This is a genomic window from Nocardia sp. NPDC055050 (assembly GCF_053608345.1).
This window is the reverse complement of the sequence record NZ_JBSGVG010000006.1, coordinates 77,417-92,735: the sequence shown is the minus strand read 5'-3', so window position 1 is coordinate 92,735 and position 15,319 is coordinate 77,417. Positions and strand designations below refer to the sequence as shown.

The 15,319-nt window shown below is 67.8% G+C and carries 14 protein-coding genes; 1 reads left to right on the top strand and 13 read right to left on the bottom strand.

Annotation, left to right across the window (positions count from 1 at the left end; genetic code table 11):
- The 13 genes from ACWGCN_RS08590 to hutC all read right to left on the bottom strand — a co-directional run bounded on the left by ACWGCN_RS08590 (position 1) and on the right by hutC (position 13,477).
- Complete coding sequence (locus tag ACWGCN_RS08590) at positions 1-1,173, bottom strand: hydroxymethylglutaryl-CoA synthase (protein ID WP_378988243.1); 1,173 nt, start codon at positions 1,171-1,173, stop codon at positions 1-3.
- Positions 1,170-2,228 carry a hydroxymethylglutaryl-CoA reductase gene (locus ACWGCN_RS08585; protein WP_378988246.1) on the bottom strand — a complete coding sequence of 353 codons (1,059 nt, stop codon included), beginning with the start codon at positions 2,226-2,228 and terminating at the stop codon, positions 1,170-1,172. The genes ACWGCN_RS08590 and ACWGCN_RS08585 overlap by 4 nt, the downstream gene beginning before the upstream one ends.
- A complete protein-coding gene (gene fni, locus ACWGCN_RS08580) occupies positions 2,221-3,318 on the bottom strand; it encodes a type 2 isopentenyl-diphosphate Delta-isomerase (protein WP_378988249.1) in 1,098 nt (365 codons plus the stop codon). Before fni ends, ACWGCN_RS08585 begins: the two co-directional genes overlap by 8 nt.
- Complete coding sequence (locus tag ACWGCN_RS08575) at positions 3,315-4,397, bottom strand: phosphomevalonate kinase (protein WP_452457549.1); 1,083 nt, start codon at positions 4,395-4,397, stop codon at positions 3,315-3,317. The genes fni and ACWGCN_RS08575 overlap by 4 nt, the downstream gene beginning before the upstream one ends.
- Entirely contained in the window at positions 4,394-5,458 is a 1,065-nt protein-coding gene (gene mvaD, locus ACWGCN_RS08570; RefSeq protein ID WP_452457548.1) for a diphosphomevalonate decarboxylase, read from the bottom strand. The genes ACWGCN_RS08575 and mvaD overlap by 4 nt, the downstream gene beginning before the upstream one ends.
- Positions 5,455-6,501, bottom strand: coding sequence for a mevalonate kinase (mvk, locus tag ACWGCN_RS08565; protein WP_452457547.1), 1,047 nt, complete (start codon positions 6,499-6,501; stop codon positions 5,455-5,457). Before mvk ends, mvaD begins: the two co-directional genes overlap by 4 nt.
- Positions 6,502-6,537: 36 nt before the next feature.
- Entirely contained in the window at positions 6,538-7,335 is a 798-nt protein-coding gene (locus ACWGCN_RS08560; RefSeq protein ID WP_378627342.1) for a methyltransferase family protein, read from the bottom strand.
- Positions 7,326-8,321 carry a fatty acid desaturase gene (locus ACWGCN_RS08555; protein WP_378988261.1) on the bottom strand — a complete coding sequence of 332 codons (996 nt, stop codon included), beginning with the start codon at positions 8,319-8,321 and terminating at the stop codon, positions 7,326-7,328. The genes ACWGCN_RS08560 and ACWGCN_RS08555 overlap by 10 nt, the downstream gene beginning before the upstream one ends.
- 50 nt (positions 8,322-8,371) lie before the next feature.
- The gene (locus tag ACWGCN_RS08550; protein ID WP_452457546.1) at positions 8,372-9,634 is read right to left on the bottom strand and encodes a hypothetical protein; all 1,263 of its coding nucleotides are present in this window, start codon (positions 9,632-9,634) and stop codon (positions 8,372-8,374) included.
- On the bottom strand, positions 9,631-10,680 hold the full coding sequence (locus tag ACWGCN_RS08545; RefSeq protein WP_378656323.1) for a polyprenyl synthetase family protein: 1,050 nt from the start codon (positions 10,678-10,680) through the stop codon (positions 9,631-9,633). The genes ACWGCN_RS08550 and ACWGCN_RS08545 overlap by 4 nt, the downstream gene beginning before the upstream one ends.
- Positions 10,681-11,400: 720 nt before the next feature.
- The gene (locus ACWGCN_RS08540) at positions 11,401-12,003 is read right to left on the bottom strand and encodes a hypothetical protein (RefSeq protein WP_452457545.1); all 603 of its coding nucleotides are present in this window, start codon (positions 12,001-12,003) and stop codon (positions 11,401-11,403) included.
- A 10-nt stretch (positions 12,004-12,013) separates the two neighbouring features.
- A complete protein-coding gene (locus ACWGCN_RS08535) occupies positions 12,014-12,340 on the bottom strand; it encodes a hypothetical protein (RefSeq protein WP_378988270.1) in 327 nt (108 codons plus the stop codon).
- 381 nt (positions 12,341-12,721) lie between these two features.
- The gene (hutC, locus tag ACWGCN_RS08530; protein ID WP_452449510.1) at positions 12,722-13,477 is read right to left on the bottom strand and encodes a histidine utilization repressor; all 756 of its coding nucleotides are present in this window, start codon (positions 13,475-13,477) and stop codon (positions 12,722-12,724) included.
- A gap of 85 nt (positions 13,478-13,562) precedes the next feature.
- Here hutC and hutU point away from each other — a divergent pair, with 85 nt between their 5' ends.
- Complete coding sequence (hutU, locus tag ACWGCN_RS08525) at positions 13,563-15,239, top strand: urocanate hydratase (protein WP_452457544.1); 1,677 nt, start codon at positions 13,563-13,565, stop codon at positions 15,237-15,239.
- Positions 15,240-15,319 lie beyond the last annotated feature (80 nt).

Below are 15,319 nucleotides of genomic sequence, written 5' to 3'. Positions count from 1 at the left end.
TCAGCGGGATTCGTAGATGCGTTTGTGACCGGAGACAGCGGCCAGCCGGAACGGACGCCGCGTTTCCTCGGCCATGGCGTGGTACGCGCCGTCACTGGGCGAAGTGGCCTCGTGCAGTGCCCGGTAGTGCTCGTAGCCGAGCAGCTCACGCGAGCTGATCGCGGCGAGATTCGCCTCGGTCCGCAGGTGCTCGCGGTAGCCGGGCGTCACGGTGCCGCTGAAGAATTCGGCGACGCTGCCCGATCCGTAGCTGATCATGGCCAGGGCCTTGTCGGTGAGGTCGTCCGCGTGATCGAGCAGCGAGGCCAGGCCGAGGTACAGCGAGGCGGTGTAGCTGTTGCCGACCGTGCGGTTGTAGGTCGTCGTCGTACCGATGGCGGCCTCGATCGCGTCGGCGTCGGCGGTGTGGCCCTGGCTTTCGAGCAGATGCCGGTGCGCCTTGTAGGCCATCTTGGTGAAGGGCTGGTGGTAGCAGAACGCGGCGAACTCACCGAGCTCACGACCGCCCTGACGGCGGTAGTCCGACCAGGCCTCCTGGGCGGCCTTCTGGTAGGCGTTGACCGAGGTCTTGCCGTCCACGATGGCCTCGGTCCGGTAATTCGGACGCCAGAAGTCCATGATGTCGGCGCTGTAGAGGCCCGAAATCGGGTCCAGCGCCAGGATCGCCGGATCCGCGGTGACCAGCATCGCGACAGCGGCGGCGCCCTGGGTCGGCTCACCCGGGGTGTCGAGTTCGTACTTCGCGATGTCGGCGGCGATGACCAGCACCCGCTGCGACGGGTCGCGAGCGATCAGCCCCGCGGCGAACTGCAGCCCGGCGGTGCCGCCGTAGCAGGCCTGCTTGAGCTCGACGACGCGGGCGGCGTTGGGCAGCCCGATCAGCGAGTGCAGGTACAGCGCAGCGGCTTTGGACTGGTCGACACCGGTCTCGGTGGCCAGCAGCACGGTGCGGATATTGTCGGTGCCGTGCCGTTCCAGGATCGGCTTGGCGGCGGCCGCGGCGATGGTGACGATGTCCTCGTCGGCGGCGGCGACGCTCATCTTCTCCTGGCCGATGCCGAGGTAGAACTTGTCGCGATCCACGCCGAGTCGCTCGGCGAGGACGGCGTGATCGAGAGCGTAGTGGGTGGTGGCGAACGAGAGGTCGTGGATACCGACCGGTGTAGTTGTCATCGTGGGCTTCCGTTGCTCGTGGTGGACCGCTCGAATTGGGTATGGGCACGCATCAATTCACCGCGGTTGGTCTGTGCCGCCATCAGCGACAGCTCCCCGCACAACACGGTGGCCGCCCCGATCACCGCGAGGCGTCGGGCGTTCTCGCCGGGCTGCCGGTCTTCGCGGCAGCCGAGGCGTTCCAGGTTCTCGTCGACGAAACTCGCGTGCTTGCCGTTGCCGACCGTGCCCACGATCAGGTTGGGCAGGGTGCACGAGAAGTAGAGGTCGCCGTCACGATCCTCGGCATGGGTGATGCCCTGGGATCCTTCGACGATATTGGCGGCGTCCTGGCCGGTCGCCAGGTAGTACGCGAGCAGCATGTTGGCGTAATGCGCGTTGGCGGAACGGATTCCACCCGCCAGCAGGGTGCCGATCAGGTTCTTGCGGATATTGAGCTGGGTCACCTGCGCCGCGGTGGTGTGCAGGCGCTGCTCGACCACCTCGCGCGGGATGAGCAGTTCGGTGATCACGTTCTTGCCGCGACCGAGAATGCCGTTGACCGCGGTGGCCTTCTTGTCGGTGCAGTAGTTGCCCGAGATCGAGCCGTAGCGCACCCCGGGCATGGTCGACAGGATGTGATCCATCAGGTGGTCACTGGCCAGGGTCGCCATGTTGTGGCCCGACGCGTCGCCGGTGGTGAACTCGAAGCGCAGGAACAGCAGGTTGCCGGTGATCTGGTGGTGCAGGTCGATGAGCCGGGCGAAACGACTGCTGCCGGCGACCACCTCCTGGAGCTCGGCCATGCGGCCTTCCAACTGCCCGACCGTGGTGTAGGCGGTGTACGCGTCGTCGGCTTCCAGCAGGATCGAGCGCGTCATCCGCTCGTCGATCAGCGTCGCGACGATGCCCTTCTCGGCCAGGGTGCTGATGCGCGCGCCGCGCCCGACCGAGGGCCACAGCGGGGTTTCGTAGGTGGCGAGGGGAACGTCGACGGCGTCGTCGACGACATTTCCGGTAATGCGGACAGGCCCCACCCACTGCAGCGGCACCGCCGCGTACGACATGTCATTCATGGGTGACTCCTTCTCGATTTTCGGATTCACGCCACCAGGGGCTCCGGTGGGCAAGTGCTGCGGCGTCGATGCCGCGAAGCAGGCAGAAGTTCGCGACATCGCCGGTGACGAGCAGGTCGGCGCCGACCAGATCGGCGGGGGTGCGGGCGCCGAGGACGGTGAGGATGGTGCGCAACTGGTCGAGCCAGGTCCCGATCTTGTCGACCAGGGCGGCGGTGTCGTGGCTGACCAGAGTTTCCAGGAACGCGCCCGCGACGCCGGTCGCGTCGGCGCCCAGCGCGAGTGCGCGCGCGATGTCCAGTGGCGAGCGGATGCCACCGGTGGCGGCGATGTCGATGCCGGGGATGCCGGCGCAGTCGAGCAGGCAGTTCGGGGTGGACTGGCCCCAGCTCTCGATGAACCCGAAGTCACCGCCCACACGCCGATCGTTCTCGATGCGAGCGAAGTTCGTGCCGCCGCGGCCGCCTACATCGGCCACGGACACACCCGCGTCGCGCAACCAGGTGACGGTCTGCCTGCTCAGGCCGAACCCGACTTCCTTGACGAAGACCGGCACCGCGGTATCGGCGACGATGCGTTCGATCTGGCGCGGCCACGCCCCGAACGAGCGGTCGCCCTCGGGCATGACCACTTCCTGCACGGCGTTGAGATGGATCTGCAACGCATCGGCCTCGAGCAGATCGATGGCGCTGCGCACCTGGTCGACGGTCGCGTTCGCGTTGACGTTGGCCATCACGAATCCGTGCGGGTTCTCTTGGCGCAGCACGCGATAGGTGCCCGCGACCGACGGATCACGGAAGTAGGCACTCATCGAGCCCGAGGCGATGGGGATGCCGGTCTCGCGCGCGGCGATGGCGAGCTGGCGGTTGATCTCGCCGGTCTTGGTGCTGCCGCCGGTCATCGCGTTCACGAACAGCGGTGTGTTCCACTGCTTTCCCGCGACTTCGACGGCCAGGGAGACATCCTCGGCATCGATGCCGGCGAGGGCGTGGTGGACGAAGGTGACAGAGTCGAAGTCACTGACTCCGGTGGCCTGGCGGTGGTGGTTCACCGCGTGGCGAACGTGGTCGTCCTTGCGATCGGCGATCATCGTGGGTCCCCTTCGACAAGGTGGGTTCGCAGGGACAGCGGGCGGATTCCGGCGGTGATCCAGCGCCCGGTGAGCTCGGCGATCGCCGCGGGGCGGGTGCGTTCGATGAGCGCGATACCGCAGTCACCACCACCGGCGCCCGAGGGTTTCGCCGCCGCACCCACCGCGGCGCCCGCGTCGCACAGTGCGTGCAGACGCGGTGTCATGATGCCCAGGCCCGACGTCGCGTCGAGATCGACGAGCAGTGTTCGCGCGCTGTCGATTTCGACTCGCACAGCGCGGGAGTCATCGGCTTCGATGGCGGCGACCAGCCGTTCGACACACTCGTTGCTGTGCGCCCGGAAGGTGCTGCGGTCGCCGTCGAGGCCGGCGACCAGCGCCGGTGTGGAGGCCGGGTTCCCGGTCCAGCCGACCTGCAGGGTGAGCTCGGTCGGGGTGGGCAGCGGGCGCACCGACAGGCCCGGCCACGGGGAACGCAGGGTCGCGTCGACGCCGTCACGGGCCAGCGAGGCCGCCACCTGCGCACGGTCCGGGGATCGATAGGCGAGCCAGCCGCCCCAGGTGCTCACGGCGACATCGCCGCCCGAAGCGCGCGGATTGACCGCGATCGTGGCGAGCATGGCCAGCCGGTACCGGTCCATGGGATCGAGCCCGAGGGCGAAGTGCTGCCCGAGGGCGGCGACGGTGGCCACCGTGACGGCCGCGCTGGACCCCAAGCCGAACTTGCGACCATCGGCGTCGCCGAGGTCGGCGGTGACGCTCAGCCGGAAGTCGGAGACGGGGACGCCCCGTTCCAGGAGCAGCCGGTGAACCAGCGAAACGGCCGCGAAGACATAGGAAAATGCCGCTGGTACACCAGCATCGGAGATCGGTGCCAATTCGTCACCGTGACGCCCACACGACAGCGTGACACCGCCGTCCAGATCCGAGTGCACGGTGATGCCGTCGCCGGGATCCGCCGCCGTGACCGTGGCGGTCGCGTAGCGGTCGACCGCCGTGAGCACCGCGAGGTGTCCCGGCTCGACCACGGCGTATTCACCGGCGATGAAGAGCTTGCCCGGTGCGCGACAACTGGTCATCGATCGTCACCCGCCGCCGGTGCACCGGCCGTGGTCAGCGACGCACCGGGACCGATGTGCGCGATCCGGGTGGTGACGAAGTCGCCGAGTCCGTTCAGGGTGGCATCGACCAGTGGCGCGTCCGCACGCGAGCACAACACTTTGACGTTCGGACCCGCGTCGATCGTGGCGTAGGCCATGATCCCGTCGGCGCGCAGCGCGAGGACCGCGTCGAGGATGGCGATCGAATGCGGTGACAGGTACCGGATTCCGGGTCGAGCGGTAAGCATGGTGGCGTGCATGCCGAGGGCGTTGCGCTCGGCGATCTCCCCGATCGCGGGAAGGTCCTGTCGTGCAATGGCTTTGCGCATCTCCGCCAGATCGAGCACCGACGAATCGGCCCACGGCCGATAGAACGGCGAGGTGGCGGTTGTCTCGCGCATGGCGACCCGGCTCGAGACGGCCTTCGCGCCCTGGTTCACCACGGCGACCACCAGAGCCGGATCCAGCTCGTCGCCGCCGATCGGCTCCGCGAACGAACTCAGGTCCCCCGCTTCGCCTTCGCCGTCACCGGCGTGCCAGACGACGAATCCACCGAAGATGGAGCGCGAGGCGGAGCCGGAGCCGCGCCGGGCCAGTCGCGACAGGGCGCGACCGTCGAGGTCGAGCTCATAGGCGGCCGCCGCAGCGGTGGCCAGGGCCGCGAAGCCGCTCGCCGAGGAGGCCAGACCGGCGCCGGTGGGCCCGGCGTTGGACGTCACCACCATCGCACGGTCGGCACGACCGGCCTTGGCGCGCACCAGATCCAGGAACGTCTCGATGCGGGTACGCGCGGCTCCGGTGGCCGCGACACCGTTGAACTCGACGACATCGGCCGGTCCCTCGATCACCCGCACCGATGTGGTGGTCGGGAAGATGTCGAGGGTCATCGACAGGCTGCCCGTGACGGGCAGGAACAGGGCTTCGTCCCGCTTGCCCCAGTACTTCACCAGGGCGATGTTCGGGTACGCGACCGACTCGGCGGACGGCCCGGTCACGGCGCCGCGCTCGGCGACCGCGGGTGATGCGGGAGTGAAAGTCATGGATTGACACCGTGTTCCGAGGTCGAGACGGATAGGGACTCCGCGCCTGAACGCAGGCTGCGGGTGGGGACCGTCCAGGTCTGTACCGCGCCTGCGCGGCGCAACGCGGCGCTGACCGTGCGCGCGTCACCGGTCTCGGTGAGCGCGAGGACGCAGCCGCCGAGACCGGCGCCGGTGAGCTTGGCGCCGTACGCGCCCGCCTCCAGCGCCGCGGCGACCAGTGTGTCGATATGCGGGGTGCTCACGCCGAGTTCGGCGAGCAGGTCCTGGAAGTCGAGCATCGCCCGGCCCAGCGACGCGGCGTCGCCCGCCGCGAGATCGGCCGCTGCGCCGCCGATCAGCTCGCCGGCCCTGGTCAGCACGCGGCGCGCGGACCGCGGGTCCCGGTCGAGTGTGCGGCGCACCCCGGCGACCGCGTGCTGGGTGGACCCGGGCACCCCGGTATCGGCGATCACCAGCGCGGCGTCGAGACCGATATCGAGTGCGGTGGCGGTGCCCTCGCGGAACAGGATCGGGCCGTCGGCCAGCACCGCGCTCGCATCGATGCCGCTGGCTCTGCCGTGCGCGACCTGTTCACCACACTGCACGAGTTCGTAGAGCGTGGCGGCGTCGACGGTTCGGCCGTGCAGGTCGGCGACGGCACGCACGGCCGCGCCGGCGCACGCCGCGCTCGAGCCGAGCCCGCGAGCGAGCGGAATGTCGCACTCCATCACCACATCGGCGATATGGCCGGTCAGGCCCCAGCGCCGCAATGCCTCCTCGACCGCTACGCGCGGTCCGGACAACGTGTTCTCCGCGGCATTCGGGTTGCCCGCGACGAACCCGAAGTGTCCTTCGGGAACCTCGACGATGCCGCCGGGGGTGCCGGGACGCGCGACCGCCCGCACCGACAGGGTGGGCAGCGGAAACGCGATGGCGGGTGTCCCGTGCACCACGGTGTGCTCACCCAGCAGGATCGCCTTGGCGTGGGCTCGGCCCACGCCACGGACCGGGCCGGTCGCTGTGGAGCTGTGTTCAGTACGTTCTCGAACGGGACTGTTCACGACGATTCCTCTCCAGACTCGGCCCGGCCGTGCCGGTTACCGAGACGATCGGCCGAAAATGGCGCGCACGGACGGGAAGAACGCGGGCACCTGCGCGGCGTACGCGCGATAGGACGCACCGAAACGAGCGATGAGATCGCGCTCCTCCAGGTAGGTTCCGAGCAGGATGTACCCGGTCAGCCCGAGCGCCCACACCAGGTGTCCGACGGTGAACTCACTGGCGAACCAGAACGACACCAGCAGACCGGTCATCAGCGGATGACGAACCAGCTTGTAGACGCCGTTCACCTGCAGACGGTCGACCGTCGCGTCCGGTACCTGGATCACGTACTGGCGGTAGGCCTGACTGATGCCGAGCAGGTGGAAGTGGTTCAGCAGCAGGGTAGCCGCGTAGACCAGCACGAAGCCGATCCAGAACCCGGTGTCGAGCACCACCGCGAGCGCGCCGTCGGCCGACCACAGCACGTGCGGCACCGGCTGCCACGCCAGCATGATCACCCACATCACCAGGCACACGCCGATGATGTAGACGGTGCGCTCGAGCGCCTCGGGCACCCAGCGGGTGATGAACGCCTTGAACGAGGGCCGGGCCATGCCCGAGTGCTGCAGCGCGAACAAGGCGAGCAGCACCAGGTCGATCGCGATCGCGGGGACCGCGGACAGGTGCGGTCCCTTGTCCACCGTCTTGGGCAGCCACCAGCCGCCGGCGAACAGCAGCATCAGCGGCACCGTGATGCCGGCGAAACCGTAGACGGCGAAGGAGAACAGGAACGGGACGAGCCGCGAGGGGCTCGTCACCACGCCCCGAACCTGTTGCGGTGACATCAGATCCATGCGAACCACGGCAGGTAGCGTGAGCGAACGGTGCCCGCTTCCAGACGCGACTCCAGGCGCGCCTTCCACTTGTTGCCGTACCCCTCGTTGAGGAAGCCGCCGGGCACGACCAGACGCCAACCCGACTGCGCCACCATCCAATACGGCACGATGACGCCGGGGTTCACGTCACGCATGTAGTCGAGCTTGTCGGGGATCTGGCTCCAGTGGATGCCGGGGTAGCGGTGGTGCACGCTGTGGTAGCCCTGGTTGAAGATCAGGAAGTTGAGGATGTTGCCCGCGTTGTTCAGCGAGGTGCTCGGCTCATCGGTGAATCCGCGTGCGGGAGCGTGGCTCAGCCAGGCGAAGTAGCCGGCGTTGACCTGGGTGATCAGGAACGGCACCCAGTAGAACAGCACGAACTTCTCGAAGCCCGCGACATACCAGACAGAGCCGATCACGAGGGTGTACACCGCGAGATCGAAGATGAACTGGTGACGCGTCTTACGACGGCGCGGCGCCGGGTTCGCGGCGAACACCGTCCGCACCGTGTGGATCTTGACGACCATGCCGTAGCGGACCCAGTACCAGAGGGCGCCGATGCCCTTGTCCAGGCCGGTGGTCGCGGTGACATCGCCCGGGCCGTCGTTGAACCGGTGATGGTTGAGGACGTGCACCTCGCGCATCTCGGCCGCGGTCAGGTTGCCGGGCAGGCAGCACAGGATGTCGACCACCCGGTTGGGGAACTTGGACACGAACAGCGGGCGATGGGTGTGCATGTGCATCACGCCGATGGTCAGCGAGAGGTTCAGCAGCGAGAGCACGATGATCAGCGGTACCGCGATGTACCAGGTGGAGGTGCCGGGGATGAACAGCGCGGCTGCGGTCATGCCGATCCACAACGCGATGTGGAGCAGCGGGCCGACGTTGGATGCGTGCTCGAGTTTGAACACGCGCCGGCTGAACGGCGGTTTCTCTGTGGGCGCGACGGGCGTTCCGGTGCTCATGGGAGAGCTCCTTCGCTAGTAGTGACGATCATCGAGGAGGTGTTCCTCGACTACTGGTGGCTGCTGTTGTCGAGAGCGGCGAGCTGCAGCCGTGTGGCCAGCGCCCGGATCGCGTCGGGTTCGTGGCTCGGCACCCGCTCCATGGCACCGAAGGCCAGGTGATCGGCGATCATCATGGTGCGGATCGCCGAGTCGGAGAGTTCGCCGGTCAGGCGGCCTTCGGGCAGGGTTTGCACCAGCGCGAAGGTGGTGTCGACGATCAGCGGCATCAACGAGGTTTCCGTCGAAGCCAGGTCGCCCGCACCGAGCACCTGCGAGGCCGACGCCGAGCCGGTGGTGAAATCCGGTGAGGCGTCGAGCATCTGATGGATCGCGGCGTCGCCACTGCGGCGCACACGCTCGAGCATCGTGGTCCAGTAGGTGGACGAGGCGGCGGCCAGCGTGGCCGCGGCGACCGGGCGCCGGAAGGGGGCGGGCGCCCCGACCGCGCCACACAGGAACGCCGAGGTCGTGATCGTCATGTACGCCATCGCCGCCCGCGCGCCCAGGCTCGGCGTGCCGGGACCGAGCTTGGCCAGCAGCGCGAAGCCGCCGAGGGCGGGGGTGAGCTGGCGCAGCATCACCATCCGGGTGAGTTCCTCACGGTCGGCGGCGCCGTAGATCGCGAGTTCGTTGTCGCGCAGGTCGTTGGCCGACTGGGCGATCACGGCGACACAACCCGTCAGTTCCCGCAGATCCGCTTCGGGCAGCACATCTTCGGCGACCAGGGCGCAGGCGTAATGGGTGATCCGGCCGAGCACGCCTTCGCTGTAGGCCACGCGGGTCAGCGGTGCGTCGATATTGCGCGCCATGACCCGGCCCACATCGGTGAGCACCAGCCCGACCCGCTCGCGACCCTGCTCGGACAACGCCGCGAGCAGCGCCCTGATGTCGGCGATGCGCTCGGCGAGTACCCGGTCGACGGCTTCGCTGTCGCGGATCTTGCCCTCGAGCGCGGGCAGCGGCGGTGGGAGGGTGTCGCTCGCGCCGTTGAGGTAATCCACTGCCGCCAGCACGGCGCCGCTGGCTACCGCGCGATCGCTGAGGTCTTCGAAAGCGTCGAGCACACGACAGGCGAGCAGCGCTGCGGTGGCCTCGTCGCGCAAGGTCGCAGGCAGCAGACCGACGGCGATGCCCAGGTTGCGGCCCGCGGGGATCAGCGCGAGCGCGGCCAGTTCCTGCGGTGACCGCGCGGCGCGCAGTGCGTCCAGATCCGGTGCGCGGCGTAGGTTGCGCAGTCCGCGGATCAGGAGGGGAAGTCGTGCTGAGCTCATCGGGAGATCACCTGCTCGAGAAGTTCGCGCAGGTCGTCGCGCGCGAGGGAAGGGGGAAAGACGTCGAGTGCGCGGGTGGCCTTCTCGGTGGCGTCCATCGCGACCAGGCGGGCCGCTTTGGTGGCACCGCTCTCGACCAGGTCTTCCTGCAGGGTCGCGCTGGAAATCTCTGCGTCCAGCCACATTTCGCGGGCGCCGGGCCGCGAGCCGAGCCATTCGATGACCGGCCAGGTCGGCACCCGGCGTTCGAGGTCACCGCCGGCGTCCTTGCCCAGGCCCGGTCCGCCCTCGATGTCGCGGACGTCGTCCATGATCTGGAAGGCGAGCGCGAGCTGGTCGGCGTACTCCATCAGGGCGTAGAGCCGGTCGAGATCGACCCCGCCCGCGGTGCCGCCGTACGCGCACGACAGCCGGAACAGGGTGCCGGTCTTGGCCCCTGCCACGAGTTCGTAGTGGCGGCGCAGCGCGACCTCGTCGATCGAGGGCGGCAGGGTCTCGATGAGCTGACCGTAGGACAGGTCGGAGAGCCGGTCGGCGTAGGTGATGCCGGGCGCCTCACCGACCCGCGCGAAGACCTCGGGGTTGTCGGTCAGCACGCGGGCGACGACCTGCATCGATGCGCCGGCCAGGTGGAATCCGGCGCGGGCACTGGTGCGCACGCCGAACGCGGCGGGCACCGACGGTGCGTCGCGGCGCAGCAGCGATCCGTCGCAGATGTCGTCGTGGACCAGCGAGGATTCGTGCAGCATCTCCATCGCGCAGGCCAGGTCGACGGCGTCGCCCAGCGGGGCAGCGGTGTCGGCGGCGTCGGGGAGCAACCCGGCGCAGGCCAGGACCAACCGGGCCCGCACCCGTTTGCCGGGAGCGGCCAGGATGTGGGTGTAGATCGCGTCGAAATCCTCACCGGTGATGAGCAGTTCCCGCAGTCGTGCGGTGACCAGCGCCAGCTGCTCGGTCGGTCCGGCCGGTCTGGGCATGACCACCACTTGGTCGCCCGAGTGCTGGTCACCCGAGTGCTGTGCTGCGGGTAGCGCGGGATTATCCATAGCGCTGAGCTCCTTTGGTGTGGTCACGATGCGGAGAGGTTCACCGGCAACTGCCGGACACGGGTTTATGGAGTTTCCGGCGGGGCAGTCGTAGGGAGTCACCTCTCGCAGCCGACGGGGTCGAGCGTCCCGTTCGCTGGCTACCGACGGGTAGTTTTGTAGAGGAAGCTCGAGATGTCAAGCATTCCAACATGTTCCAAGTTTGAAACCTACAATTGTGCTGTACCACAATGGTTTACGGATACTTCAGGCGGGGAACACAGCAGGGACAGCCGACTGCCGGTTCCAGGTGTGCGGCGTAATCGCCTGCACTACAACGGCTTCCGCGTCATCGCGATAATTCGGGGGCGAACTCATGAGTCGCGGAGCTGCCCGGGGTAGACACCTCGGGAGTCATCCGGCGATGCGTGGGGGTCGACCGCGATACGGTCGGGTCGGCGCTCGCAACGTCAATGTTGTTGGCACACACACGATTCGGGACCAGAGTGACACGAACTGTCCGTCCGTCAACAACTCCGGTGACTGGGACAGCCCTGTGTGAACCATACAATCCGATTCGCGTTACCGCGAGCCGAGGCGCGATCGGGAACCGACCCGAAGGCCCGCGGCGATCCGATATCACGCCCACCGTAACGATGAAACCTGTTGCAGCACTGTTAGTTTCGCTAGCAACGCAGCGGTCAGCGAGGCGGCCGAGTGAAAAGCCGCGACCGGGTTCGGTCAGCGGGCGGCGGTGCTGCCCAGGCTGCCGAGGACCAGGAGGTTCGGCGCCGGGTGGTCGACGGACGGGGACGGAGCCGTGGAACGGGCAGGGGGGCGCATGATCGTGCAGCGACGGACCAAAACGGTGCCACAGGCGTGGACGGTGGTGGTGATCAGGTCCTCGGCCAGCGGCAGGTCGTCTTCGCGATAGGCGTAGACCGAGAAGCGCACCGTGCGACATTCGCTGTTCGGGTCGGCCTGCTGAACCGCTTCGGCGGGGCAGCTCGACAGGAGCATGATCGCGGCGGCCAGGTCCGCACAGGGATCACCACCGACCAGCGAGCCGGCGGCGAAGGCAGCGAAAAGTGTGCGCAGGCAAGGCTGTTCGGGTCTCTGCTGGGAGTCCTGGATCTGCGACCAGCGGCGCAAGGCCGGATGGTCGGCGATGTCGGCCCTGCCCTGCCACCGCCGGCGCGCGCAGTCGAGCAGCCGGGCGGACGTCGAGTCCCACACATGGGGAGCCTCGATCCGGGCGACGATCCGCAGTAGGCGGCATTCGTCGGCAGCGGTGGCCACGGGCGGTTCGATGAGCGGCGCCGTCGCCTGTCGGTGCGTCTGCATTGTCGACCTCCTACCGCACGAGAGAAGAACCGAACGGGCGCTGCGCGGCGGCGGAACCACGCCGCCACGCCAGGCGGAACGCCCACGCCGAGGCCAGCACCGACATGACGACGACGGTCGCGATCACCCCGAAGACCACCCCACCGGACCACCCGACACCGTCGTATCGCGCGATCAACGCCGACGCGAGAATCGGGCCCGCCGTGATGAACACGGGAATCAGCAAGATCAACCCGAGGGTTACCAGGCTCGACGGCGTCATCACTGTTTTCGCTGCGGAGAAATCACGTCGAGAGATCATGGTGTGCGGCCCCGACGGCTGCGTGACTGTAGCCATTTCCGCCCTCTCCGTTACCTGAATGGAACCCAGCGAAACTATCGAGTCCCAAACGTACAGCCCCGATCCGGCCAACCGCGTACTTCGTCACGAAACAGTGATAACCCGAAACTGAACCAAATCCGTGCAGCAGGCATAACCCCAGCTCAGGCAGCATTTACTCGGTAGCCATCAATTTGCTGTCCCTGTTTATCATTCAGATCGGATAACAATTTCAGGGGGCTATCATGCACACGTCAGCCTTCTCGATGAGCACGTCTTCAATCTCATCCGGAAAGCAATCAGTTCGACAATCTGCCTGATCGAAATCTCGTCGCGCAATTGCCAAGCGGCGACAGCTGTTTCGAGTCGGGAACATTGTTCGGCGCGTACGACGCGGAGTCAGCCCGGTTCGCTACCGAAGCTGCCTTCCAGCCGATTGCGCGAACCCGGATGCACGAGCCGTGCCACGCTGACCAACCCGCCCGACGACCAGGTGCGGCGCCGGATGAGCAGGCACGGCTCGTCGGCGTCGATGCCGAGCAGCACGCACTCCTCGCGGGCGGCCCGCACCGCCTCGACGACATGCTCGCCGCGCAGCAGCGGCGCGACCTCACTGAGGTAGCTGTTCGGGGTGACGGTGGTGAAGTCCTGGGCGAGGTAGTCGGGGGCCTGCGCCGGGTTGACGTAGCGGTCCTCGAGCTGGATCGGCACGCCGTCCTCCAAGTGCACCAGCAGCGAGTGGAATACCGTGCCGCCCATGGCATTCGCCATTTCCGCGTCGCCGGGCACCTCGGACCGCACGAACACCACCTCGGTGCGATGACGATGTCCGCGACCGGTGATCTCGTCGGCGATGTTGCGGACCTCGAACAGCGGTGAGGTGGCCTTGCTCGCCGCGACGAAGGTGCCCACACCCATCACCCGGGTGAGCGCGCCGTCGGCGGTCAGGTCACGCAGGGCGCGATTGATCGTCATCCGGGACAGCCCGAGTGCGGCGACGAACTGGTTCTCCGAGGGGATCTGCTCCCCCGCGTTCCACCGGCGCGCTTTGATCTGCGCCATGATCAGCTGCTTGACCCGTTCATACGCCGCGAATTCGCTGCCGAGCTCGCCGTAGAGCGCGGCCAGCTCCGCATCGACCACCTCGATCGCCACCACCGAACATCTCCTCGCCTCGCCCAGAGAATACGTTGCGCTCGAACCTCGTCGGCACTTGTATATACAGGACTATACTGCCCTCATGACCGACGCGACACCGCCTGTCTCCGGCCCTCGTCCCGTGTCCGCTCCGCGCGGCACCGAGCTGCACACCCTCGGCTGGCAGCAGGAGGGCGCCTTGCGGATGTTGATGAACAATCTCGATCCCGAGGTCGCCGAACGCCCCGATGACCTGGTCGTCTACGGCGGGACCGGGCGAGCGGTACGCAGTTGGGCGGCATTCGACGCGATCGTGCGAACGCTGAAGACCCTCGCCGCGGACGAGACGTTGCTCGTGCAGTCCGGGAAACCGGTGGGGGTGTTCCGCACCAACGAGTGGGCGCCGCGGGTGCTGCTGGCGAATTCGAATCTCGTCGGCGACTGGGCCACCTGGGACGAGTTCCGCAAGCTCGAGCAGTTGGGGCTGATGATGTACGGGCAGATGACGGCCGGGTCGTGGATCTACATCGGCAGCCAGGGCATTCTGCAGGGCACCTACGAGACCTTCGGCGCGGTGGCACGCAAGCGATTCGGCGGCACCCTCGCCGGCACCATCACCCTCACGGCGGGCGTCGGCGGGATGGGTGGCGCGCAACCGCTCGCGGTGACGATGAACGACGGCGTCGCGCTGTGCGTGGACTGCGATCCGGCGCGTATCGACCGGCGGATCGCGCACGGCTACCTCGACACGAAGGCCGCGACCTTGCGGGAGGCACTGGATCTCGCCGTCGCCGCGCGTGACGAGCGCAGGCCGCTCTCGATCGGCCTGGTCGGCAATGCGGCCGAGGTCTTTCCCGCACTGCTGGCCATGGGCGCACCGATGGACATCGTCACCGATCAGACCTCGGCCCATGATCCGTTGTCCTACTTGCCGATCGGCGTCGCGCTCGAGGACTGGCACACCCTCGCCGAGAAGGATCCGGTCTGGTTCACCACCGAGGCGCAGGCGTCGATGGCCGCGCACGTCGAGGCGATGGTCGGATTCATGGACGCGGGCGCCGAGGTGTTCGACTACGGGAACTCGATTCGCGACGAGGCCCGCAAAGGCGGCTACGACCGGGCTTTCGCCTTTCCCGGCTTCGTTCCCGCCTACCTTCGCCCGCTCTTCGAAGAGGGCCTCGGTCCGTTCCGCTGGGCCGCGCTCTCGGGTGATCCGGCCGATATCGCCGCCACCGACCGCGCGATCCTGGAACTGTTCCCCGGCAACGACCATCTGCGCCGCTGGATCACCCTGGCGGGCGAGAAGGTGAAGTTCGAAGGTCTGCCCGCGCGGATCTGCTGGCTCGGTTACGGCGAACGCCATCGCGCGGGCCTGAAATTCAACGAGATGGTCGCCTCGGGTGAGCTGTCGGCTCCCCTGGCCATCGGCCGCGACCACCTCGACTCCGGCTCGGTGGCCTCCCCCTACCGCGAAACTGAGGCGATGGCCGACGGTTCCGACGCGATCGCAGACTGGCCGCTGCTCAACGCACTGCTCAATACCGCGTCCGGGGCGAGCTGGGTGTCGATCCATCACGGTGGCGGGGTCGGGATGGGCCGTTCGATCCACGCGGGCCAGGTGTGTATCGCCGACGGCACCGAGCTGGCCGCGCGGAAGCTGGAGCGGGTGCTGACCAACGACCCGGGCACCGGGGTGATGCGACACGTCGACGCGGGTTACGAGCACGCGGCCGAGGTGGCTCGTGAACGGGGTGTGCGGATTCCGATGCAGGAGGGCTGACCAGCCTGGAAAAGACGAGAGCCCCGGCATCGCCGGGGCTCTTTCCACTTTCAATATATAGCGTAAACAGGGACTTGCGG